At 55.9% G+C, this 20,546-nt stretch carries 18 protein-coding genes and 3 pseudogenes; 18 read left to right on the top strand and 3 right to left on the bottom strand.

Annotated elements, in window-relative coordinates:
• Positions 1 to 76 precede the first annotated feature (76 nt).
• The 11 genes and pseudogenes from ACQ86N_RS12095 (at position 77) to ACQ86N_RS12145 (ending at position 8,284) form a co-directional block, all read left to right on the top strand.
• A complete protein-coding gene (locus ACQ86N_RS12095) occupies positions 77 to 232 on the top strand; it encodes a hypothetical protein (protein ID WP_431215366.1) in 156 nt (51 codons plus the stop codon).
• Positions 233 to 239: 7 nt separating this feature from the next.
• Positions 240 to 467: pseudogene (locus ACQ86N_RS12100) on the top strand (hypothetical protein); the annotation flags it as partial.
• Between the two features lie 151 nt (positions 468 to 618).
• Positions 619 to 1,227 carry a M24 family metallopeptidase gene (locus ACQ86N_RS12105; protein ID WP_431215367.1) on the top strand — a complete coding sequence of 203 codons (609 nt, stop codon included), beginning with the start codon at positions 619 to 621 and terminating at the stop codon, positions 1,225 to 1,227.
• A gap of 272 nt (positions 1,228 to 1,499) precedes the next feature.
• Entirely contained in the window at positions 1,500 to 1,730 is a 231-nt protein-coding gene (locus ACQ86N_RS12110) for an SWIB/MDM2 domain-containing protein (RefSeq protein ID WP_431215368.1), read from the top strand.
• Between the two features lie 133 nt (positions 1,731 to 1,863).
• Positions 1,864 to 2,427, top strand: coding sequence for an RNA polymerase sigma-70 factor (locus ACQ86N_RS12115; protein ID WP_431215369.1), 564 nt, complete (start codon positions 1,864 to 1,866; stop codon positions 2,425 to 2,427).
• Between the two features lie 73 nt (positions 2,428 to 2,500).
• Positions 2,501 to 3,103, top strand: coding sequence for a FecR domain-containing protein (locus ACQ86N_RS12120; RefSeq protein WP_431215370.1), 603 nt, complete (start codon positions 2,501 to 2,503; stop codon positions 3,101 to 3,103).
• A complete protein-coding gene (locus ACQ86N_RS12125; protein WP_431215371.1) occupies positions 3,055 to 3,477 on the top strand; it encodes a FecR family protein in 423 nt (140 codons plus the stop codon). Before ACQ86N_RS12120 ends, ACQ86N_RS12125 begins: the two co-directional genes overlap by 49 nt.
• Positions 3,474 to 4,070, top strand: a complete 597-nt coding sequence (locus tag ACQ86N_RS12130) for a carboxypeptidase regulatory-like domain-containing protein (RefSeq protein WP_431215372.1) — start codon at positions 3,474 to 3,476, stop codon at positions 4,068 to 4,070. The genes ACQ86N_RS12125 and ACQ86N_RS12130 overlap by 4 nt, the downstream gene beginning before the upstream one ends.
• Complete coding sequence (locus tag ACQ86N_RS12135) at positions 3,976 to 6,183, top strand: SusC/RagA family TonB-linked outer membrane protein (RefSeq protein WP_431215373.1); 2,208 nt, start codon at positions 3,976 to 3,978, stop codon at positions 6,181 to 6,183. Before ACQ86N_RS12130 ends, ACQ86N_RS12135 begins: the two co-directional genes overlap by 95 nt.
• Positions 6,155 to 6,700 (top strand): hypothetical protein, encoded by a 546-nt coding sequence (locus tag ACQ86N_RS12140; protein ID WP_431215374.1) that lies wholly within the window; start codon positions 6,155 to 6,157, stop codon positions 6,698 to 6,700. Before ACQ86N_RS12135 ends, ACQ86N_RS12140 begins: the two co-directional genes overlap by 29 nt.
• A gap of 180 nt (positions 6,701 to 6,880) precedes the next feature.
• Positions 6,881 to 8,284 carry a RagB/SusD family nutrient uptake outer membrane protein gene (locus tag ACQ86N_RS12145; protein ID WP_431215375.1) on the top strand — a complete coding sequence of 468 codons (1,404 nt, stop codon included), beginning with the start codon at positions 6,881 to 6,883 and terminating at the stop codon, positions 8,282 to 8,284.
• Positions 8,285 to 8,408: 124 nt separating this feature from the next.
• On the opposite strand, the gene ACQ86N_RS12150 is transcribed toward ACQ86N_RS12145, so the two are convergent.
• On the bottom strand, positions 8,409 to 9,668 hold the full coding sequence (locus tag ACQ86N_RS12150; protein WP_431215376.1) for a Gfo/Idh/MocA family protein: 1,260 nt from the start codon (positions 9,666 to 9,668) through the stop codon (positions 8,409 to 8,411).
• Between the two features lie 69 nt (positions 9,669 to 9,737).
• Here ACQ86N_RS12150 and ACQ86N_RS12155 point away from each other — a divergent pair, with 69 nt between their 5' ends.
• Complete coding sequence (locus tag ACQ86N_RS12155) at positions 9,738 to 10,004, top strand: hypothetical protein (protein ID WP_431215377.1); 267 nt, start codon at positions 9,738 to 9,740, stop codon at positions 10,002 to 10,004.
• Positions 9,959 to 10,429 carry a hypothetical protein gene (locus ACQ86N_RS12160; protein ID WP_431215378.1) on the top strand — a complete coding sequence of 157 codons (471 nt, stop codon included), beginning with the start codon at positions 9,959 to 9,961 and terminating at the stop codon, positions 10,427 to 10,429. Before ACQ86N_RS12155 ends, ACQ86N_RS12160 begins: the two co-directional genes overlap by 46 nt.
• A gap of 4 nt (positions 10,430 to 10,433) precedes the next feature.
• Here ACQ86N_RS12160 and ACQ86N_RS12165 read toward each other — a convergent pair whose 3' ends face one another.
• On the bottom strand, positions 10,434 to 11,957 hold the full coding sequence (locus ACQ86N_RS12165) for a gluconokinase (RefSeq protein ID WP_431215379.1): 1,524 nt from the start codon (positions 11,955 to 11,957) through the stop codon (positions 10,434 to 10,436).
• Positions 11,954 to 12,832 (bottom strand): helix-turn-helix domain-containing protein, encoded by an 879-nt coding sequence (locus ACQ86N_RS12170; RefSeq protein WP_431215380.1) that lies wholly within the window; start codon positions 12,830 to 12,832, stop codon positions 11,954 to 11,956. The genes ACQ86N_RS12165 and ACQ86N_RS12170 overlap by 4 nt, the downstream gene beginning before the upstream one ends.
• A 145-nt stretch (positions 12,833 to 12,977) precedes the next feature.
• On the opposite strand from ACQ86N_RS12170, the gene ACQ86N_RS12175 reads away from it, so the two are divergent.
• From ACQ86N_RS12175 to ACQ86N_RS12195, 5 genes and pseudogenes are all read left to right on the top strand, one after another.
• Positions 12,978 to 14,492 carry a TonB-dependent receptor plug domain-containing protein gene (locus ACQ86N_RS12175; protein WP_431215381.1) on the top strand — a complete coding sequence of 505 codons (1,515 nt, stop codon included), beginning with the start codon at positions 12,978 to 12,980 and terminating at the stop codon, positions 14,490 to 14,492.
• On the top strand, positions 14,404 to 16,098 hold the full coding sequence (locus tag ACQ86N_RS12180) for a TonB-dependent receptor domain-containing protein (RefSeq protein WP_431215382.1): 1,695 nt from the start codon (positions 14,404 to 14,406) through the stop codon (positions 16,096 to 16,098). The genes ACQ86N_RS12175 and ACQ86N_RS12180 overlap by 89 nt, the downstream gene beginning before the upstream one ends.
• A gap of 201 nt (positions 16,099 to 16,299) precedes the next feature.
• Positions 16,300 to 17,633: pseudogene (locus tag ACQ86N_RS12185) on the top strand (SusD/RagB family nutrient-binding outer membrane lipoprotein).
• An 87-nt stretch (positions 17,634 to 17,720) separates the two neighbouring features.
• Positions 17,721 to 19,162, top strand: a pseudogene (locus ACQ86N_RS12190) (gluconokinase).
• A gap of 18 nt (positions 19,163 to 19,180) precedes the next feature.
• Positions 19,181 to 20,113: an RraA family protein gene (locus ACQ86N_RS12195; RefSeq protein WP_431215383.1), complete on the top strand. Its 933-nt coding sequence runs from the start codon at positions 19,181 to 19,183 to the stop codon at positions 20,111 to 20,113.
• Positions 20,114 to 20,546 lie beyond the last annotated feature (433 nt).

The following is a 20,546-nucleotide window of genomic DNA, read 5'->3' on the forward strand; positions in this document are numbered from 1 at the left end:
GCGGCCGGATTTAATTCTTTGCCTTTCCACGCGGGGCCCCGGGGGCAGGAAGCCGGCACTGGACGACCTGAAGCCGATGACCGGCGACGTGGTGCCTATTACAGTAGAAGAACGGCAGGCCCGGATACAGAAGGCACAGCGGCTGATGGTGGAGAATAAGATCGAGGCACTGGTCCTGGATTCCGGGGACCTCGATGGTGTATTTCACGGGGATTGGCTGGGGGCAGAGTGAGCGGCCGATGGTGGCTGTTATCCCGGCAAAGGGGGACGTAAAATATGTAAGTCCCGCTTTTGAGGCGGAGCGGCTGCGCGAGCTGATAAAGATAGGCACCGAGGTTCGCGTCTGGGAAGAGCACGAGAGTCCCTATAAAGTGATCGCGGGGATCCTGAAGGACTATGGCATCCGGGCGGGGACGATCGGGATGGAAGAGAGGGTACGTTTCTTCATCTTCGACGGGGTCCGGAAAGAGGCGCCGCAGCTGAATTATGTCAGCGGCGATCCGGTGACGATGAACTGCCGGATGATCAAGTCACCCGCGGAGCTGGCCCTGATGCAAAAAGCCAACGATATTACGGTGGCGGCTTTACAAGGCGTCCATCGCCCTTCTGCACGAGGGGATGACACCGGCGGATTTTTCGTCGATAGCGGCGGACGCTTTTTCCCGTCTGGGCGTCCGGGGCGACCTGAGCGCCAATTTCGGGCCGGCCTCCGCCTATCCCCACGGAAGTATCCAGACCCAGTACCTGAAAAAAGGGGATGTGGTGATCATGGACGACGGCTGTAAGGTGCAGGGCTATTGTTCGGATATCAGCCGGACGGTGGTCTATGGCGCCGAGCCGACCAGGCGCCAGCGGGAGATCTGGGACCTGGAGAAGAGGGCCCAGGCGGCGGGTTTTGCGGCCGCCAGGATTGGCGTCCCCTGCGAACAGGTGGATATTGCTGCCCGGAAAGTCATAACGGACGCGGGTTTTGGCCCTGGCTACAAGATCCCCGGCCTGCCCCACCGGACGGGTCATGGCATCGGCATGGATATCCACGAATGGGGGAATATGGTCCTGGGGAATAAGCAGCCGCTCCAGCCCGGGATGTGTTTCAGCGTCGAGCCGATGGTCGCCATCTATGGGGAGTTTGGGGTTCGCCTGGAGGATTGCGCCTATATGACGGAGGACGGACCCCGGTGGTTTTCCCAGCCCAGCCCGGCGATCGACCGGCCTTTCGTCGCGTGAGAACAGTGTGACAGGAGGGGGGGCTTCGAGGAGAATGGGGATTACCGTGTGAGCAAATACTACTTGTTATATTGGAAAAAGTAGTAATTTAGGTTCACTAACCAATTAAATTTTAGTTAACATGGCAAAGACCGCGAAGAAAGCCGCAAAAAAGCTGCTCCTAAAAAGGCAGCAAAAAAGGCTGCTCCTAAAAAAGCAGCGAAGAAAGCTGCTCCGAAAAAAGCAGCGAAGAAAGCCGCTCCCAAGAAAAAAGAACGCCTAATGCAGCCTTTATGGCAGCTCTCAATCCGAGCCCTGCATTGGCCGACGTTATCGGAAGTAAGCCTCTCCCGAGAACGGAGATCATCAAGAAGATCTGGGACTACATCAAGAAGAACAATCTCCAGGACAAGACGAACAAGCGTATGATCAACGCCGATGCCAAACTGAAAACTTTATTCGGTGGCAAGAGCCAGGTGTCGATGTTTGACCTTGCCAAGATCGTTGGACAGAACGTAAAGTAATCTGCGATCGCAGTAATTGTAATGGCCGGGGCCGGGGATCAGTTATGATCGATTTCCGCTCCGGTTTTTTGTATCCGCTAACCCAGGTAATATTCAGTTCATATTTGCTTGTTTACTTTGCTTGCTAACTAATATGGAGAATGCTATACAATATCAGGTGAGGTCCTGGCTGAGGAATGACGAGGACGCTTTCAAAGGAATATTTACCTACTACTATCCGCTGTTATACCGCTACGCTTTCCGCTATCTGAAGAACGACGTGCTTTCGGAAGACCTTGCGATGGAAGTACTTACGAAGATCTGGGAGAAAAAGGCGCTGATCAGAGAAGCGGCTACATTTGAGAATTATCTGTTTACGGCAGCCCGCAACCGACTGATCAACCACTGGCAGCGTCGCGTGGACAATCTGTTGTCGCTGGATAGCCTCGGTAATGAAGGGGCGAGGACCGGAGAACCGATGGTCATTCCCAACGAGATACTGTCGAAAGAACTGGAGTCCGTCTACTACAAAAGTATTTCCCTTCTGCCCGAAAAGCGCCGGCTTATTTATCAGATGCACCGCAACGAACAACTGAGCTATAAAGAGATCGCCGGCCAGCTGAATATTTCTCCAAGGACGGTCGAAAATCAGATCGCAGCGGCCCTCAAGCAACTCCGCGTGGCTATGCTACAATATCTCACCAGTATAATCCTCTAGTCTTTTATTAAGAAATTGTTACCAATAGGGGTAGTGAAACGAATCGGTGTATGCCGGTATAGAAATTAGTTTGATGACAAAAAGAGAGATCGACAAAAAAATAGTGCTTTCGTGGCTGAAGGGCAATCATTCCATCGGCGACCTGCGCATTCTGCAGGAATATCTTCACGACCCCGCCTATCGCGAAAGTCTGGATAATTTCCTTCGGGATGAATGGATGGCGCTGCGGAAAGAGGAGCAGCCGCAGTCGCCCGACCTTGAACAAAAGTACGATCGTTTTCGCGCCCAGCTGGCGCCTGTACGTCCGTTGCCAGCCAGTAGATGGAGACAGGCAGCCGCCGCCGCCGCCGTAGTTTTTGTCCTGGCCGGCATCGGCTGGCTGGTCAGCCGGTCGGGTGACTCCGGGAGCGAACCGGAGTGGGAAGTAGTTCAGACGGCCGTAGGGGAAAGAAAGACGCTGTATCTGCCGGACAGTTCTCTTGTCTATCTGGGCGCGGCCAGCACCCTAAAATATGATGCGGGATATAATAGCAACAACCGGAATATCCTTCTGGACGGAGAAGGCTATTTCGCAGTGCGGCATGGCGGCAGTCGCCCTTTTACCGTTGTCACGGGGAGCTGTCCACCGTGGATATCGGAACCGAGTTCAATATCCGTCACTTTGGTGGGGAAGTAGCAGTGGCCGTCGCCCGGGGGAAGGTAGAAGTACGTGTTGGAAAGGAAGGCCGGGTCACTCCGCTGGAGAAGGGGCAGCAGCTCCACTATGATTCCGTTTCCCACAGGATTGTCGCGGACAGCCTGCCCGATGCTTCGTTCGTGGGGGCCTGGCGGAGGGGCGTACTCAGCTGGCGCAGGCGTCCGCTGAAAGAAGTCACCGACGAGCTGGAGCGCTACTATGGTGTTGTCATCCGATATACCCACCCTGCCGATCAGTCCATTCTGATCACTACGGTGCTTGACAGGAGGAGCCTGGAGGAAGCCCTCGATATCGTTGCAGTCACGGCTGGTGTTCGCTATACCCGGAAGGGAAATACAATCACTTTCCAATGATAAAAAAGGCGTTTCTGCTGTTGTCGCTGGTCTGGGGATATTCCTTCCTGCATGCGCAGGATAGTTCGCGGCGGGTGGATGTACATTTCAGGCATGCTACCCTGCAGCAGGCCTTTGCCGGGCTGGAAAAGCAATTTGGCTTCAATTTCTCCTACAACGAGAACAATATCCGCCTTTACAACCGGGATATCAATTTTGCGTTAAAGGGGGCCACGGCCAGGCAGGTACTGGACAAAATATTTTCGGGAAGCCCGCTGGTCTGGTCGCTGAGGGGCGGTCTGGTGGTGCTTTCTGCCAACCCCAACTACAAAAGGCCGGGCTCTGCGCGTGGCTCCGCCGAGGCCCTCACCGGGACGCTTGCGGATGCGGAAACGGCAGAGCCGGTGGCCGGCGCTACCGTCAGTGCCGGCGATCGCAGCGTTCTGACGGACGAGGATGGCCGTTACCGGCTGGCGCTACCCGCCGGTACCTATACGGTAACCATTAGCCATATGACCTATGGGGGAGAAGGAGGTTCGCGACCTGGAGGTATCCGCCTCTTCGCCGACCGTACTGAACCTTTCACTTCACAAGAATGGCTCTTCACTGAATGAAGTAGTCGTCGTCGGCTACGGCAAGCAGTCGCGAAGGCTGCTGAGCAGCAGTATCAGCACGGTGCCGGGCGGAGAATTCAACCACGGCAATTTCACCAGCCCGGCCCAACTGCTGCAGGGCAAGGTCGCGGGTCTGACCATTAGCCGCAGCGGAGATCCGAATGGGGCGCCGACGATCATCCTCCGTGGTCCGTCGACCCTGCGTACCGGCGCGGCGCAGGAGCCCTTCTATGTCATCGACGGAGTGGCGGGCGCCGACGTGCGGCTGGTCTCGCCGGATGATATCGCCGCCATCGACGTCCTGAAGGATGCTTCGGCTACGGCTATATACGGAACACGCGCCTCGAATGGCGTGATCATGATCACCACGAAGAAGGGCAGGCAGGCGGAGACGCTGGTCAGCTACGACGGTTATGTGTCGGCGGAAACCGTTGCGCGCCGGATAAAGATGATGGACGCCGGTCAGCTAAAAGACTACCTGAAGCGGAACAGCCTTGCGCTGGACCCTTCCGATGACCGGGGCGCCAATACCGACTGGCAAAAGGAAGTTACACAGACGGCGGTCTCCCAGAATCATCACGTCTCTCTCAGCGGGGGCGCCAGCAATACGTCCTACAACGCTGCGGTCAATTATACCGACAGCAGGGGGATCTTAAAAAATACAGCGATGAACCGCCTCATCGGCCGCATCAATGTCGGGCAGCGGGCTTTTAACAATCATCTTAAGTTAGGCGTCTCGGTCGGATCATCCGCCACCAATTCGGACCTGTTGCCCGATCAGAGCATTATCCTTTACAATATGCTGCGGTATCTCCCCACCGTGCCCGTAAAAATGGCCGACGGCAGCTATACGGAAAACCTGCAGCGGGTCCAGTACTATAACCCCGTATCGCTGCAGAACAATGCGTGGCAGCAGGTGAAGAACAGGATAACCACCCTCAACGGGACCGTGCAGGTGATCCTGCCATTGGGCTTTAAATACGACCTTAGCCTCACCTCCCAAACGGAGCAGGACGACAGCAGCACCTATTATACCAGCAAGTATACACTCAAAACAGGCCTAAATGGCCAGGCTTATCGTTCGTCGTTCCGGAGTACCCGGAAGATGGTGGAGACCTTTTTCACCTATGATCACAGCGCCGGCGACCACACGATCAATGCGCTGGGAGGATACAGCTGGCAGGAGGATGTTGTCGGCGACGGTTTTCAGGCCAGCAATCAGAATTTTCCCACGGATGACCTGGGGTTCACGAATATCGGACTGGGCAGCCCCACCGGCAACTACCGGGTGGACTGGGGAACGGATAAATATCAACGACTGAGGCTGATATCTTTCTACGCCCGCGCCAAATACGATTTCAGGCACCGGTATCTCCTGCAGGCCTCCCTGCGCCGGGACGCTTCTTCGGCGTTTGGCGTGAACAATCGCTGGGCTACATTCCCCTCCGCCTCCTTTGCCTGGCGCGCTATCGACGAGCCTTTTCTGAAACACCAGACGCTGTTCGACGACCTCAAATGGCGGATCAGCTATGGTATAACCGGCAACTCGCTTGGATTCGACCCGCTGATCTCCAAAGTGAGGTACGGTTCCTTCGGTGCATTCTATTACAACGGCAATTTTGTCAACGGCATCGGCCCTGCGCAAAACCCGAACCCCAACCTCAAATGGGAGATGACGGCCATGTTCAATACGGGTATCGACTTCTCGCTGTTCGGCGGGCGGCTGACCGGCAGTATGGAATACTACGACAAAATGACCAGAGACCTTATCTGGTACTACCCGGTATCGACTATCCAGTATTTCGTGAGTACGTTCACGGCCAATGTGGGGTCTATTTCCAACAAGGGCTTCGAGCTGACGCTGGAGGCCACGCCGGTGCGGACGGCCAGTTTCAAATGGGTGAGCTCTTTCAATATTTACCACAATGCAAACAGGCTGGTGTCCCTCTCCGATAATGTGTTCAAGCTGGATTCGATATTCGAGGCTTCGCCTGGTGGACAGGGTCAGACGGGGTCTTTTGTGCAGATCCTGAAATCGGGATATCCGGTGGGACAGTTCTTTACGTTCAAATATGCTGGCAAGAATGCCCAGGGGAATCACACAGTTCTATGACAAGAGCGGGAAGACAACGACGGCGCCGAAGAATTTTGCTGATTACTACTATGCCGGAAACGCCCAGCCCAAAGTGCAGATCGGGTGGGGAAATACATTTACCTATAAGCGTTTCGACCTGAATATTTTTGTCCGTGGTTCGCTTGGCGCCAAAATCATGAATGCAACCCTTGCCGACCTGAACCGCCCGGTCGAGGTGACCAACTATAATCTCCCGGTCTTTTCCTCGCAGGAGTCTTCCAAAGACATCAGCGCCTATATCTATTCCGACCGTTATGTAGAAAGCGCTTCCTATCTGCGGCTGGACAATGTCACTATCGGATACAGCTTCCCTTCCTTTTTCAAAGGGATGCGGTCGATGAGGGTGTACGCGTCAGGGAATAACCTTGCTATCATCACGGGCTACAGGGGCATCGATCCCGAAGTTGCGCTGGGTGGACTTACGCCGGGAGTCGACAACAAAGACTACTATCCCCGTACCCGCGCTTTTATGCTGGGGCTGAATGTTGGCTTTTAAAACGAAAGAAATGAAAAAGAGCATCATATACCTTATTCCCGGCCTGTTGGCGCTGTTGGGTTCCTGCACCAAAACGGACGTTCCGGTGGAAAGCGAGCTGACGCCGCAGAATTTCCCAAAGACCGACCAGCAATATATTCTCGCGGCCGGTCCGGCCTATATCAATTTTCGGGGCAGCTTTTGTCAGTCTTACTGGCAGGCACAGACGCTGAGTACGGACGAAGCGATCCTTCCGAGCCGTGCGGGTGGCTGGTACGACGGGGGCGGTATCAGCAAATGCACTATCATAACTGGACGGCGGATAATCCTATCGTGTCGGATACCTGGGCCTGGGGTTTTGGGACGATCAGCAGCTGCAACCAGATCCTGTCCCTGTTCGACGCGTCGGCCCCCAGTCCGTCCAAGGCCCGGATCGTTGCGGAGATAAAGACCCTTAGGGCTGCGATGTTCTTCTTTATGACGGACCTTTACGGAAATATCCCCGTGGCGACGAGTTTTGGAGACACGGCGAAGCCCGGACAGCAAACGAGGCAGCAGGTGTTCGCTTTTATCGAGAGCGAGGTAAAGGCGGCTCTGCCTTCGCTGAGCCGCGCTACTGACGCCAGCGTGTACGGACGGCCTAACGTATATACGGCGTATGCGCTGCTCGCCAAATTGTATTTGAATGCGGAGGTATACACGGGCAAGCCTAGATACGACGACGCTGTCGTGGCCTGCGACAGTATAATCCGGTCGGGCAGATATGCCCTGGCCGACGACTATGCAAAGATGTTCTATCCCGACAACGGCCCGCAGACCAAAGAGTTCATCTTCGCCATCCCCTATGACCATGCCAGTGCGCAGGGGGAGCAGTTCTCCTGGTATTCCCTTCACCCGGCCCTGCAGGCAAAATACGGCCTTTCATACCGGCTGAGCAATCCGGTGAGTACGATCCCATCCTATTATGCGCAGTTCGATGACCCCAATGACGTACGGACGGCGCTGTGGCTGACCGGCAAACAGTACGACTTCGGGGGTAACCCTATCATCATACATACGACCAGGCTGGGGCTTGACAATAGCTACGCCGGCGCCGACGGCGCCGCACCGGTAGACTACCAGCTGGAGTTCACCCCGCAGGTGACCCTGAGGGATGTGGACAAGTTCGAAGTTGGCGGAGACGAGCTGGGCAAGGCGAAGGGTATCCGGAATATCAAGTACTATCCGGACGTGACGGCCACCGACCGCAATCAGAGCAATGATGTGCCGGTCTTCCGGTACGCCGATGTGCTGCTGATGAAGGCCGAGTCTCTGCTCAGGGGAGCCGCCGGCAGCTATGGCGAATCGGCGTTGTCGCTGGTCAATATGCTGAGGAGTAAGAGGAACGCGGCTACGCTTAACGCTATAGACCTGCCTGCGATGCTGAAAGAAAGGGCGCTGGAAATGAACTGGGAGACCTGGCGGCGGAACGACCTCATCCGTTACGGCAGGTTCGAGGACAGCTGGGGATACAAGACGGACGCAGACGTGAACAAACGCATATTCCCGATACCTTCCGGGGAAAGAATTCTAAACCCCGCGTTGGTTCAGAATCCCGGATACTAGCCCGTAGCTGCGGGCATACCGCAGTGTGTATACTAGTATTCGTCCGAGAGCCCAAATGACGGCTTGCGGTACATCCACTGACCTCCGGTGAAGTCCGGGAATTCCACCGTCTGGTTACCCAGTTCTATCGACTTTTCGCTGAGGGGGTGATGGCGCTCCAGGCCGCGGCGTCGTATACGTCCATGGGTGTCGGGGCCTGGCGTTTGATCGACTCGACAAAGGCGTGCAGCACGAAGAAGTCCATGCCTCCGTGACCCGCGCCTTCGGCAGAAGCATTCCAGCGTCGCCACAGCGGGTGGTCGTACTTATCCAGCCACATCTTTGCGTCGTCCCAGGCTTCGTCCTTCGACTGTCCTTCCACGTAAATCCCTTTTGCGACGTCCATCCAGAGTCCGCCGGTGCCCTGCACGCGGAAGCCGAGCGAATAAGGACGGGGCAGACTGGTGTCGTGCTGCAGCAGGATAGTCTCGCCATTCGCGCAGTTGAGGGATGTCGTGACGACGTCGCCGAGCTTGAACTGAACTTTGGCGCTGGGGTGCTCCGGTCCGCATTTTTTAACCACGTAGTCGTGAAGACCGCGGGCCTTGGAGGAAAACGAGCAAAGGTTGACAAAGCGATTGCCCCTGTTGATATGTATATAGTTGGCGAGCGGACCGACGCCGTGCGTCGGATAGAGGTCGCCATTGCGGTGAACGGAGTGGTCGGTGCGCCAGCGGGCTTCGGAAAAGGCCTTCTCGCCGAACTCGCAGCCGCCGCCATAGGCCTGTTTGCCGTCGTTGAACTTGACGCCCCTCAGGTTGTGCTGATACCCGCCCTGCAGGTGGACGAGTTCGCCGAAAAGTCCCTGGTGCACCATATTCAGGACGGCCATTACGTCGCGGCGGTAGCAGACATTCTCCAGCATCATGACATGGGCATTTTTTGCTCTGCCGTCCGGACGACTTCCCGAGTGGTCTTCGAGGGTGATGCCCAGAATGACTTCCGTTCCGACATATTTTATGCCCGCTTCGAGGGCGCCGACGATCATGGGCTTGTGCCATTCCCACGGGGTAGCGATGACGACGCCGTCCAGCTGTTCGTTGTGCAGCAGGTCTTTCCAGGCATAGGGGTTGCCGGTATAGACCTTCGGCATTTTCTTTCCGCTCTTGCCGATGAGATTCTTTGCGCCGTCGAGCATGCGGTCGTCGACGTCGCAGATGGCCTGGAGGCTGACGTCGTCTCTTTTGAGCAGCAGGCTCAGGTGGCTCTGGCCGCGAAGACCGGTGCCGATGACGGCCAGGCGGACCTTTTCCTGTTGTTTGCGGGCAAATAGTTGAGCAGAGGGGGCAGCGGCGAGGGCCAGGGCGGCGAGGCCGCTATTGCGAAGAAACTCTTTTCTGTTCATGAAAATAAAGATAATGGAGATGGGGGTCAAAAACTAACGCAATCGAATGCGCAAAATCTCCCTAATTTTATGAAAAATTTGAAAATGCGCAGCCTTAGCCTTTCTTTTCTTGCCCTTTTTTTCTTTGCCGGCAGCGGCGTTGCCCAGACGCTAAAAGACAGCGCTTCGATCATGCAGGTCCGCAGGGAGCCGAGACACCACGACGTGGTGGACAATCAGTGGGTGCGGATCCTGGATGTGCGGTTACCCCCCGGAGATACCACTTTTTTCATAAACATTCGACGCCATCGGTGTTTCTCGTGTTGGGGAATACGAAGACGGGCAGCCAGACACTGATCGAACCGCGGCACAGGACCTTTGACAAGGAAGATATCTGGTTCGAGGATTTTTCGGATACGCCGCGCATACACCGGGTATGGAATGCGGATAAGGTCCCATTCCATACGATAGACATCGAGCTGCCGCACCAACCCAACGCCCATTTTCAGGGGGTGGACATTACGGGTGCGGAACTCCTGTTTGACGCAAAGTCTGTTCTGGCTTTTCGGATGAAGACAGCCGCGCACATAGCTTTTTCATTAAAGACAGCGCCATGTCCATTCGTAGTGGTCCTGCTTTCCGGAAATGGCGCAGAAGCCAGCGTTAGCAACAAGCAGCTGAAGGCAAAGGGCGATTTTGCTTTTATTGCTCCCGGCCAGCCGTTGACTATCAACAATAAGGGGGCGACCGAGGCCCAGTTCGCCGTCTTTGAAATAAAATAGATCATCAGCTCTGCAGTCCCGCGATCTCCTCAAAATCATCCGCCAGCTTGCTGCTCAGCCGCTCGAAGATGGAGAATAGCCGCATGTAGACCTCGTGGTTATTCCTGTCCGGCCGGTACATGCCCGGCAGGTCGATGCCACGGGTAGCCTCTTCCAGACTTTTGTACATACCCATTTCGGTGGTGGCGACGAGGAAGGCTCCCAGGCCGATGCTGTCAGAATTGTTCTTTACATGCACCGGCTTGTTGAACATATCGGCGATCAGCTGAGCCCAGAAGGGATAGGCGGCAAAGCTGCCGTTGATGGACAGTGTATGGATGGGCCGGTGTTCTTCGAGTGTCTTGCCGATGCTGTAGATCTCGAAGAGGATGCCTTCGATGGTGGCTCGGATAAAGTGTTGCTGCCTGTGCTGCATATTCAGTCCAAAATATACGCCTCTCGCGTTGGCGTTCCAGATGGGTGCCCTTTCGCCCAGCAGATAGGGCAGGAACAGCAGCCCGTCGCTGCCCGCCGGGATCCTGGCGGCCTCCTGTATCAGCCCCTCCATCGCTTCTTCCAGATCGAAGGCCTTTCTGAACGACCCGAACTCGCGCGTAAACCATTCGAAGATGACCCCACCATTGTTGGTGGGGCCGCCGGAGACGTAATAGTCCCTGGTGAGGACATAGTTGAACAGGCGTTGCTTCTCGTCGATCAGGACGTCCTTCCCCACTACGCGTACGGCCCCGCTCTGTTCCACCGTGATCGTCGCTTTCCCTTCTCCCCATACCCCCGCACCGAGGGTTGCAAGGCAGCCGTCGCTGGCGCCTGCAATGATCCGGGTGCTTTCGTCAAGACCCAGCGAAGCCTGATATTCCGGCCGCAGCCGCGGCGAGGAATAGAATACGGGCACCAGTTCGGGCAACTGATCCGCGGTTATACCCGCATAGTCGAGCGCCGCGTCTTCCCACTGAAAAGAATGGATATTGAACAGTCCGGTCGCGGAGGCGAGGCTGTAGTCGATAATCGTCTCGCCCGTCAGCTGCTGGATGATATAGCTTTTCAGAGAAAGGAAGCGGGCCGTCAGGTGAAACCGGTGTTTGTCCTCTTTCTTCATCCAGGTGATCTTTATCAGCGGGGACATAGGGTGTATCGGGGTGCCCGTTGCGTCATAGATGGTCTTGCCCGATGGCGAGCCCTTGAGCTGCACTGGCCTCCTGTTTGCCCCGGTTGTCCGACCACGTGATGGCGTTGCCCAGGGGATTACCTTTTTGTCGACCGGCAGCACGCTGTGCATAGCGGCGCTAAAACAGATGGCGCTTACCCGGTAGCCGGAGGGCTGGATCCTTTCATTCAGCAGATTTTTCAGCACGTACAGGACGGTGATAAAGATCTGTTCGGGGTCCTGTTCGCTCTGGTCGGGCTCCCGGTGAAAAGTAGGGTAGGAGCCCTTCATCGAACCGATGAAGACGCCTTCGAGGTCGAAGGCGAAGATCCGCACGGCGCCCGTACCCAGGTCGATGGTCAGTATACAGTCCTGCTTGCTCATGGTAAGTCGGTATTGTCCTTTCGAAACTGGCTCGGCGTATAGCCGGTGAGCTTCTTGAAGGTGGTGGAGAAATGTTGTGAGGAATAAAATCCGGTATTCAGTGCGATATCGGTCAGGTTGGTCTCCGTCTGTTTGAGAAGCTTGATGGCTTCCGAGATGCGGATATTGATCAGATAGTTCAGCGGCGAGAAGCCGGTATAAGTTTTTACCTTTTCCGTAAACGCGGTCGTGCCGAGGCCTACCAGGGCCGCCATTTCTTCCACGGCCCACTGGTGGGAGAGGTTTTTGCGGAGCTCCTGTTCGAGCTTCATAAAGGAGCCGGAGAAGTCCCGTTGTGAATGGCTTTGGTGGATCAACTGCCGCGCGGTGAGGATCAGCAGCGCGTCTATCAGCTGGTTGATCCTGGTCTGAAAGCCTATTTCCTGCAGGTGCAGTTCCTGCGCCAGTTGCTGAAACAGCTTGCCGGTCTCTTTGAGACTGGTGGCAACGGGGACGTTGTTCATCATAAGTATCTTCCGGATCGACCGGCTTTCGGTCGGCGAAAGGCCGCTGAATCCGCCCAGGCTGCTTTCCGTCGTGCCGATGTCGAGGGAGATCCAGGCAAAGCTGCCGATGTCGAGCGTGCCGCGGGGACTGCCGAACCTCTGGCCCGGCAGCACCAGGGCGAGGTCGTTCGGATAGAGGATGCAGGGGCGTTCATCGATGATCCAGTCGTAGCGGCCATCCCATATATAATAGATGCTGAACGAGTTGCTTTTTTCGACCGGGAAGGAAGTAAGACGGATGGTCTGGATCTTTTTTATTCCGAACTCGAGGATGTGCGGAAAAAGATCCAGCTCTTTCGATAATCCTTTTTGTAAGAGAAATGGGTTCAAGCAATCTTCCCCTTTGGTGTTTAAATGTAAGGTAGATATTTCTTTGTTTATAAAATTCACCGGTGAATTTTATTGGAAGTTTTTTGTTCGGAATTTATCTTCTTTGTGTAATCTGACGATTTGCTAACTCCAAACAATTGCTATTATGAAAAGAATTGCACTGGCTTTTCTGCCAGCCCTCCTTTTTATTACCCTCAACAGTGTGGCGCAAACAAGGACCGGCACCGTGACCGACGCGGCCGGTAAGCCTATTGTTTCCGCTACTGTGCAGGTGAAAGGAGGAAGAACGGCGGCTACAACGACCGATTCCCTCGGCCATTTTCGCATCAACGCGGCGCCGGGCGCGACGCTGGTTGTCAGCTCGATCGGCTACACCCTGCAGGAGGTCGCCGTGAATGACAGGGCCTCCATCGACGTCGTCCTCGTGGCAGACGCACACAGTCTCAATGAAGTGCTGGTCACAGCGCTTGGCATCCGGAAAGAGTCCCGGCGGCTCGGCTATGCGGCCACCAGCGTCAACACCGAACAGCTGACGAGCAACCGCACCACGAACTTCGGCAACAGTCTCGAAGGAAAGGTGGCGGGTCTGAACGTATCTCCGCCCGCGGGCGGACCGGGTGGTTCTACCAAGATCCGGATCCGGGGACAGTCCTCTTTCAAAGGAGACAACTCTCCTCTGATCGTCGTCAACGGCATCCCGATCAACAACACCAGCATCTCTGCCGGATTCTCGAATGGCAACGGCACGGGTAACCCTACGGGCGGTTCCTCCGACCAGGGCGATGGCCTGCAGAGTATCAATCAGGACGATATCGAGTCGATGACGATACTGAAAGGCGCGGCTGCGGCGGCGCTCTACGGCTTCCGCGCAAAGGACGGGGCGATAATCATTACTACCCGTACCGGAACGCGCAGCAGCAATATCGGCGTGGAGGTCAGCTCGCATTTTCAGGCCGACCGGGCGCTGGACTATACCGATTTTCAGTACGAGTACGGGCAGGGCGAAAATAATATCCGGCCGCAGACCGTCAGCGACGCCCAGAGCTCGGGTGTGTTCTCGTTCGGCGAGAAATTCGACGGCAAGCCTACCCCGCAGTTCGACGGCAGTACAAAACCTTATACGGCATACCGCAACCGGATAAAGGATTTTTATCGTACCGGGGCCAATTTCACCAACACGGTCGCTCTTTCCGGCGGCAATGACAAGGGTTATTTCCGGCTGTCCTTCTCCAACACGGACGCGAATGCCATCATGCCCAATTCCGACTATCATAAAAAGATCGTCAATCTGGGTCTGAACTACAAGTTCACGCCAAGGTTCAGCCTCCAGCTGAATGCCAACTACTCCAACGAATACAACCACAATCCCCCACAGATCGGTATCCAGGATATGGACGCCAACACGACGATATATACGCTGGCCAACAGCATCGACGTCGCCTGGCTGAAAGCGACCTATAAGGACGCCAACGGGAACGAGCAGCCACTGGCCAGGTTCACCAACCGGAACAATCCCTATTGGGTGACGCTGCAGCGGTTCGAGCACGTCCGCCGCGACCGTATCATCGGCAATGCGGCGCTGCGCTATCGGCTCGACCGACTGGCTCTATGTCCAGGGAAGGTTTGGGCAGGATTATTATACCCGGCCCTACGACTATGACCGGCCCACCGGCACACGCAGCATCGGCGCCGCGGCCACCGGGTTTAACGGGTACTACTACCAGGACGAGACGACCTTCAGGGAAAGAAATATGGACTTCCTCGTTGGGGGCAAGCACAATTTCGGGAAGTTCGGTATCGACATTACTTTGGGCGGCAACCAGATGGAGCAGGTCTACACGAATATCGGTACGTCCGTCACCAATTTCTATGTGCGCGACCTATATACGATCGGCAACGGGCAGACTAAGAATCCTTTTTACAACTACTCGAAGAAGGAGGTCAACTCGTTATACGGCGCTGCCGAATTATCCTTCAGCAACTATCTGTTCCTGAATATTACCGGACGAAACGACTGGTTCTCGACGCTGAACCCAAAATCCAACAACTATCTCTATCCTTCGGCGAGTCTGAGCTTTGTCTGGAGCGAGCTGCTGGGGAACCACCTGCCTTCGTGGCTGAACTATGGCAAGCTGCGCGCCGCCTATGCTGAGGTCGGCGGGGATACGGACCCGTATACGAATGTCCTGTATTATGCTGTCAATGCCAATCAGTTCACCACCCCGACAGGGAGTTTCGCGCTGGGGAATATACCCAGCAATGTCAGCCCAAATCCCGACCTGAAGCCGCTCAAGGTAAAGGAGGCCGAGCTGGGACTCGAGTTCAGGCTTTTCAACAACCGCCTGAGTTTTGACGGGGCGGTATACAATAAGAACACCTATGACGAGATCCTCAATGTCAGCACCTCCAATGCTAGCGGATTCAGCGGCACCAAGGTGAATCTGGGCCATCTTCGCAACCAGGGTGTCGAGCTGCTGCTGACGGGCACGCCCGTCAGGCTGAATAATTTCAGCTGGGAGACGGGGATCAACGCCAGCTACAATCAGAGCAAGGTGCTAACCCTTGCGGGAGGACAGCAGCGATTCGACGTAGGCTCGGGAGAATACTTCGGCACCGTCTCGCACGAGGTCGGGATGCCGCTGGCTTCGCTCCGCGGTTATGACTACAAGCGGGACGTGAAAGGAAATATCATCACCAGCGGAGGCCTGTTCCTGCAGGGCAATCTCAAGACCTTCGGCAGCGCCATTCCCAAATGGATCGGCGGCTGGCAGAATACTTTCACTTTGGGCCGATGGAAGTTGTTCGCGCAGATAGACTTCAAGGCGGGCGCAAAAATGATGTCCAACTCCAACCTGAACTTCCTGCGGGAGGGATTGTCAAAGCCTTCGCTGGTGGGCAGAGACAATGGCGTCGTTTTCCAGGGCGTCAACCAGGACGGTTCGGCCAATTCGACGAGTGTGAACGCAGAGACCTTCTATACACAATACCGGTCGACGGCTATCGCAACGCCGTTCGTTTATAACGCGAGCTTTATCCGCTGGCGGTCGTTGTCACTCGCGTATGATCTTTCCTCCGTAGTCAAAAAGAGCTTTATCCGCCAGGCCACGGTCAGCGCCAATATTTACAACGTGCTGATGATAAAGAAATACGTGGACAATCTCGACCCCGAAGCGCAGGTATCGGCCTCGGACAACGTACCGGGCATCGAGGCGCATACGCTGCCTACGACCCGCAGCTATGGGCTCAACCTGAATTTCAAATTTTAAACATCGCCTAAAAAATTATTTATGAGACGAATGTTTTCGATCCGATACTTTTTTGCGCTGTTGCTGGTGGTTTGCGCCGGCGCCTGCGACAAGAACTTCGTGGATGTAAATACCAATCCGACGCAGCCCAGCTCGCTGGACCCGGGCTACCTTTTCGCGACGTCCGAAGTGAACTCGGCGATACCTGTCTTTTACTATCAGATGCCGCTCGCCCAGCAAGTCATTCATCCTTTCACCGGAGTCGCGGAGGGGGGCAATCACAACGTAGAGTACGACAACAATGCGAGCACTACTTTCGATCTTCTCTTCCAGGGGACCGGGAATGGGGCAACGGTTACGGGCAGTACCACTGGGGTCAACGGTCCGGTGGCTTTGCTGGCCGACGTGATCAACCAGACAAAGGCGAATGCCGCCAGGAGCAATCTCTACAATATGGCGCGAATCATCAGAGCCTATGTGTTCATGATCCTGGTAGACACTTATGGAGACGTGCCCTACTCTCAGGCGGGACAGGGCTACCTTCAAAAGCTGGGCCTTCCCAAATATGACAACCAGCAGGATATATACACCGATATCGTCAACGAGCTGACCCTGGCCGTCGGAGCGCTGGATGCCGGGAAGACCATTGAAGCGAACGACGTGATTTACAAGGGAAATATCGCGCAATGGAAAAGGTTCGGGAATTCGCTGCTGGTACGCATAGGGATGCGCTATAGCAAATTGGACGCGACGAAGGCGCAGCAGATCGTCGCGGCAGCTTATACGGCGGGAACGATGCAGTCGAACGCAGATAACGCGGTGGTATTCTTCAGCAGCACTTTTAACAGTCCTACGGGCGGCTGGTTCCAGGGGACGGAGAAAGCCAATATATACCTGGCCAAGCCTTTTGTCGATTCGCTGCAGCGGACGCATGACCCGCGGCTTGGCGTTATCGCCGTGAAGTATAACAACCCCGGCGGAGCGCTGGGGCCAAACGGCACCGGATCGGAGGATACGGCTTTCGCGGACCAGATCGGGATGCCCATGGGATACAACGAAGCGTCGATCAGCACCGCACCAAATTTCCCGGGCAAAGCGGTCACGGGCTGGAAGTATTCTCAGTTGAACCGTCGCACGGTGGCGCGTATAGATATCCCCGAGTTCTTCGTGACCTACGGGCAGACGCAGCTGCTGCTGGCGGAGGCGGCGCAGAGGGGTGGATCTCCGCCAGTCCGGCGACGCTGTACAACGCAGGGGTACGGGCGCATATGGACCAAATGGCGAAATACGACGCGTCGGCTACTATCCCAGTCGCTTCTCAGGACGCTTATATGACAGCGAATCCTTTCGACCCGAACAATGCTCTGGCCCAGATCAATACGCAGTACTGGATCGCGTCCTTCCTCAACGGCACGGAGGCCTGGGCTAATTTCCGGCGCAGCGGTTATCCGTTGCTGACGGCCAATCCCTATCCCGGCGCCGATCCGGCTGTCAAGGAGTGCTTTTGTCCACCGGCTGCAGTATCCTTTGCGGGAAGCTTCGGTGAATACGAATAATTATAACGCCGCCGTGAGCCATATGGGCGGAGACAATATGGCGATACACGTTTTCTGGGATAAATAATCCGACGAATGGACTACTACATGGGCATCGATATTGGCACCACGTCGGCGAAGGCGGTTGCATTCAGCAGGGAAGGGATCCCGATCCTGAAGCGATCGGTATCCTATCCGATGTCGCATACCCATCCCGACAGGAGCGAGCTGGACCCCGACGAGATACTCCGCGCCGTATGCAGCAGCATCAATGAGGTGGTGGCGGATCTTTCGCCGGCGAAGCCGGAGATGGTTGCCTTTAGCTCGGCTATGCACAGCCTGCTGGCGGTCGACGACGGATTTCTACCGCTGACTCCCTGTATCATCTATGCGGATAACCGGGCGGCGGGCATTGCCGATGAGCTGGCCGGCAACGGGCACGGCCGCGTTTTCTATGCCGCAACAGGCGTACCCGTCCACGCGATGACGCCGCTGTGCAAGCTGATCTGGATGCGGAGGGAGGAGCCCGAACTGTTCGGGAACGCCGCGGCCTTTGTCGGCATAAAGGAGTACGTATTCGGCCGGCTCTTCGGCGAGTGGCCCGTCGACAGCAGCATTGCGTCGGCGACGGGACTGCTCAACAGCCAAACGCTGGACTGGGATGACGATATCCTGCAATATATTTCCGTTGACCGTTCAAAACTGGCCAGGGTGGTCTCACCCCGGCATACTATTGTCTATGATCCCGAAGGGGGAGACGAGGCTCATCCCTTGTCTCTTCCTGCCGGGACGGCTATCGTCGTTGGCTGCAGCGACGGGGCCGCCGCCAATCTGGCTACCGGCGCATGCGGAGGGGAGGTCATGGCCGTGACCATCGGCACCAGCGGGGCGGCGAGGATGATCCTGTCCGGGAATGGCGTGGACAAGGATATGCGCACCTTCCGCTACCACGTAAAGGACAACGACTATATCAGCGGCGGCGCCTCCAACAACGGGGCGGTGGTGCTGCAGTGGCTGAAGGAGACCCTTCTGCAGACGGAAGAAAATTATAGCCGGCTATTCCAACTGGCGGGCACAGTCCCTGCCGGTTCTGACGATCTGGTCTTTATTCCGTATATTTTAGGCGAAAGAGCGCCCGTCTGGAACTCGAGGGCCAGGGGCTGTACTTTGGGCTGGATATCCGGCATACGAAGGCGCATCTGGTCCGGGCCGCGATGGAGGGTGTCGTTTATGCCGTATACAGTATCGGACGGATACTGGCGGAGAAGAACGCCGTCACCGAGCTGCACGCCACGGGTGGCTTTGCCCGGAGCCCGTTGTGGGTCCAGATGCTGGCGGATGTTTTCAACGTTCGGGTGCTGACCTTTGGCGAAGAGGAAATCGCGGCGCTCGGCGCCGTCGTCATCGGGATGGAGGCGATGGGGCTTGCTCCTTCCTTCCGAAGGGAGGCGCTGGCCGTCTATCATCCGGATGCGGAAAATCATCTCATCTACAGGGAAAGAGTGGGGAAGTTTGACCGGCTGTATGAGAGTGTCAAAAAAGAGTTTTGAACCAACTAAATAGCAATCATGATCCAAAAACTGTTTCTTCCCCTTCTGCTTTTCGTTAGTGTCTATTGCCAGGCCCAGCGAGTGGGCTCGTCTCCCGAAATCATAAAGGCCCTTACCCCGGGCTGGAAGGGCGAGCGTTCGCCGGACGGTCGTCCGAAGGTGTCGGACAATCTGCTGGAACGTCTGAAGAAGCTGTCGCTGGAAGACGTCTGGGGAGTATTGCGTAACCACGGCTATCAAAACCAGTATGAAGGTGAATGGCACGTCATCCATCCCGATAGCGGAAGCATGACCGGCCGGGTCGTTACTGCCCAATATATGCCCCTACGTCCCGATCTTGCCGCGGTCATCAGGGACCAGGGTAAGGCCGAAGGCCGCAATCAGCAGGGGGGCACCAATTCGTGGCCGATCGACGTCCTCACGGAAGGAGACGTCTATGTCGCCGACAGCTATCTGAAAATGGCGGACGGGACGCTGATCGGGGACAACCTCGGGAATGCCATCTACTCGCGGTCGCACCGCGGCGTGATCTTTTACGGCAGCGTTCGCGACGAGGCGGGGCTTAGCGAGATCAGCGGCTTCAACGGCTGGGTGAAAGGTGTGGACCCTTCTTATATCCAGCAGATGATGCTGACGGCCATCAATACACCCATCCGTATGGGCAGGGCGATCGTGGTCCCGGGAGACGCGGTGCTTGCCAACCGTTATGGCGTCGTCTTTATTCCGGCGCAGCTGCTGGATACGGTGGTCATCACTTCGGAGTTTATCGAGCTGCGGGATGAGTTCGGTCATCAGCGTCTGCGCGAGAAGAAATATCTGGCGGGACAGATCGACTCGCAGTGGTCGGACGAGATAAAAAAAGACTTTCTCCACTGGCTGGACGAGCATCCCGAGAAATTGCCCATGAGCCGGAAAGAGCTGGACGAGTATATGAAGAGCAGGACCTGGTAAATCTTTTCCTATTATTATTTAAATACTAAAACATATGAATCCATCTAAAAAATTCCTGGAGAAATTCGGGGTGAAAGATACTGTCCCTGTCCCGGAAGAAAAGGAGGACGGCCGGCGCAGTTTTCTAAAAAAATCTATTCTCGGCGGACTATCGCTGAGCGGGCTTATGTTCGCGGGCATCGAAGACAGTTTTGCTCACAGCGCTTCGAAAGTCAACCGGTATTCGGGTCCTTCGGACCTTAAGATCACCGACATGCGCTATGCCACCGTGATGAACACGACGGGGCGCTGCACCATCATCCGTCTCGATACCAATCAGGGGATCTACGGGCTGGGGGAAGTGCGGGATGGAGCGGACTGGCGATATGCGCTGTTCCTGAAGAGCAGGATCATGGGCATGAATCCGTGCAGCGTGGAGCAGCTGTTCAAAAGG

Source organism: Puia sp. P3 (genome assembly GCF_050632245.1).
In the GTDB taxonomy this organism is placed as follows: domain Bacteria; phylum Bacteroidota; class Bacteroidia; order Chitinophagales; family Chitinophagaceae; genus Puia.

Excerpts from the sequence above, each read along its gene's own strand:
- ACQ86N_RS12150 (WP_431215376.1), bottom strand. The coding sequence starts at position 9,668 with ATGAACAGAAAAGAGTTTCTTCGCAATAGCGGCCTCGCCGCCCTGGCC.
- ACQ86N_RS12130 (WP_431215372.1), top strand. The coding sequence starts at position 3,474 with ATGATAAAAAAGGCGTTTCTGCTGTTGTCGCTGGTCTGGGGATATTCC.
- ACQ86N_RS12165 (WP_431215379.1), bottom strand. The coding sequence starts at position 11,957 with ATGAGCAAGCAGGACTGTATACTGACCATCGACCTGGGTACGGGCGCC.
- ACQ86N_RS12115 (WP_431215369.1), top strand. The coding sequence starts at position 1,864 with ATGGAGAATGCTATACAATATCAGGTGAGGTCCTGGCTGAGGAATGAC.
- ACQ86N_RS12140 (WP_431215374.1), top strand. The coding sequence starts at position 6,155 with ATGCCCAGGGGAATCACACAGTTCTATGACAAGAGCGGGAAGACAACG.
- ACQ86N_RS12120 (WP_431215370.1), top strand. The coding sequence starts at position 2,501 with ATGACAAAAAGAGAGATCGACAAAAAAATAGTGCTTTCGTGGCTGAAG.
- ACQ86N_RS12110 (WP_431215368.1), top strand. The coding sequence starts at position 1,500 with ATGGCAGCTCTCAATCCGAGCCCTGCATTGGCCGACGTTATCGGAAGT.
- ACQ86N_RS12135 (WP_431215373.1), top strand. The coding sequence starts at position 3,976 with ATGGGGGAGAAGGAGGTTCGCGACCTGGAGGTATCCGCCTCTTCGCCG.
- ACQ86N_RS12095 (WP_431215366.1), top strand. The coding sequence starts at position 77 with ATGACCGGCGACGTGGTGCCTATTACAGTAGAAGAACGGCAGGCCCGG.
- ACQ86N_RS12195 (WP_431215383.1), top strand. The coding sequence starts at position 19,181 with ATGATCCAAAAACTGTTTCTTCCCCTTCTGCTTTTCGTTAGTGTCTAT.
- ACQ86N_RS12105 (WP_431215367.1), top strand. The coding sequence starts at position 619 with ATGACACCGGCGGATTTTTCGTCGATAGCGGCGGACGCTTTTTCCCGT.
- ACQ86N_RS12180 (WP_431215382.1), top strand. The coding sequence starts at position 14,404 with ATGCGGCGCTGCGCTATCGGCTCGACCGACTGGCTCTATGTCCAGGGA.
- ACQ86N_RS12155 (WP_431215377.1), top strand. The coding sequence starts at position 9,738 with ATGAAAAATTTGAAAATGCGCAGCCTTAGCCTTTCTTTTCTTGCCCTT.
- ACQ86N_RS12175 (WP_431215381.1), top strand. The coding sequence starts at position 12,978 with ATGAAAAGAATTGCACTGGCTTTTCTGCCAGCCCTCCTTTTTATTACC.